Source organism: Acidaminobacter sp., from assembly GCF_030247605.1.
Taxonomy (GTDB): Bacteria; Bacillota; Clostridia; order Peptostreptococcales; family Acidaminobacteraceae; genus Acidaminobacter.
Window position 1 is genome coordinate 1 of sequence record NZ_JAOTSB010000063.1, and the last position, 1,917, is coordinate 1,917.

General features: G+C 49.4%; 2 protein-coding genes. One reads left to right on the forward strand and one right to left on the reverse strand.

The window, feature by feature from the left end; translation table 11 throughout:
- Window positions 1-223: 223 nt before the first annotated feature.
- Window positions 224-742: a DUF6431 domain-containing protein gene (locus OEL90_RS15260; RefSeq protein WP_414635027.1), complete on the reverse strand. Its 519-nt coding sequence runs from the start codon at window positions 740-742 to the stop codon at window positions 224-226.
- Window positions 743-997: 255 nt separating this feature from the next.
- On the opposite strand from OEL90_RS15260, the gene OEL90_RS15010 reads away from it, so the two are divergent.
- On the forward strand, window positions 998-1,917 hold a 920-nt coding region (locus OEL90_RS15010), incomplete at its 3' end, for a DNA polymerase Y family protein (RefSeq protein WP_300689933.1).

Here is a 1,917-nt window from a genome sequence, read left to right on the forward strand (position 1 = left end):
ACTGGGGGTAGTGTAGACCTTGTTTGCGGCGTCTCGAAAAAACGCCTGATTACTGAGGGCATCCTCGGTGACCCCACTCAGGAGCGGAGCCAGGATCCCGTAGCGGAACAGGGCGGTTTTCTGTCGTTTGTCATCGTTCATTATGGTATCTCCCTATGATAATTTGTTGATCATAGCAAGTGTAATGGCGATGAGACGGCTCGTAAAAGCAAGTTGTGTGGGTTTAAGAAAACAGCAGATTGGGCGTGCATTTAATTTGCATAAGCTGTCGGCCAAAGGCGCGAAAGCAGGCTGGGACGATATTTTTGTCCAGGGGGATTTGAAAGGCGGTCAGACGGGGCAGCCAATGCCGCTTAAACTGGCGGATGATGTAGCCAATGGCCGATTCGTCAATGACGGGTTGTTCCGCCATGATGGGCTCCATGCTCTCGCCGGCCAGATGGGCTTGAAGGATCTGGACTTGGTCTTTGAGAAGGATCGAGGAATAAGGGATGAGCCAATCGGGAGTCAGCGCGTGGGTCTTGTTACAAGCCTTACAGATGACTCGATTTATTTTGAGTCGCTGATAGCCAAGCGACACCTTGATCTTCCGGGTGTAAGAGCCGTGGCGGATCAGATCCCCGCACCGACCGCAGGTGCAGCGAAGCTGGTGGAAGGGAATCTGGTCGATGAGCTCGTCGTAGGCCCTTTGGTGGTCCTCCTGGGGAAATTGGTTGCTTTTTGGAAGGTAAATAGTTATCATGATATCGCACCCCGAATTGGTGTACCCTGAGAAGTTAATTCTTTTCAGGGGAGTAAAAGGCAGATGCGAGCTTCCAAGGATCGTCTGCCTTTTCGTTTACAGTAAAATACTATATTACCATTAATACAGAACAAGCATCAAACAATTTGACTGGATTTCAGTCAAGTGGTTTGATGCTTGTTCTTTGTTTAATCTGACTAAAATCCCTATTTTCAACATCAGATTTATTGCGGTTCTATAGCATCCGTAGAAATCATGCTGAATCCAACACTGCGAGATAAAGCCATTGCAGTCTGTGGATCAACAGAGGACCGCCATGGCATCGTCCTGGCCAAATCCGAAAAAGCCAAGAAAGCAGGCATCAAGACCGGCATGGTCAACTGGGAAGCCAGACAGAAATGCCCAGACTTAATCATGGTTCCACCGCAATATGAGCAGTATCTGAAATACTCAAAGCTTACCCGGGAGATCTATCAGCGCTATACGGATCAGGTTGAGCCCTATGGCATGGATGAATGCTGGCTGGACGTGACTGGCAGTCTAAGTGTTCTAGGAAATCCTCTCTCCATTGCGGAGGAGATCCGGCGCACAACCCGAGAGGAGTTAGGTCTTACCGTCAGTATCGGCGTGTCCTATAACAAGATCTTCGCTAAGCTTGGCAGCGACATGAAAAAACCGGACGCCATCACGGTCATCAATCGCTGTGACTATCAAGAGAAGGTCTGGCCGCTGCCGGTTTCTGATCTCTTCTATGTAGGACGAGCAACGGACAAGAAGCTTGCCCGCTACGGCATCCGAACCATTGGAGATCTGGCCAGAGCACCCAGAGATTTTCTAAAGAGTACCCTCGGAAAGAACGGTGAAATGCTTTGGTTCTTTGCCAATGGCGAGGATTTATCCCGAGTCATGAAAAACGACTTTCAATCACCGGTGAAATCCATTGGCCATGGAACTACCTGCACAGCGGATCTTGAATCCAATGAAGAAGTGTGGAAGGTCATGCTTCATCTGACCCAGGACATCAGTCATCGGCTCCGAGTCCATGAAATGAAAGCCAATGGCGTACAAATCACAGTGAAGGACAATACTCTATCCTATCGTCAATATCAGATGCAGCTGCCCCTAGCGACCCAAAGCCCCATGGAGATCGCCTCAGCAGCACGGCATCTGTTTGA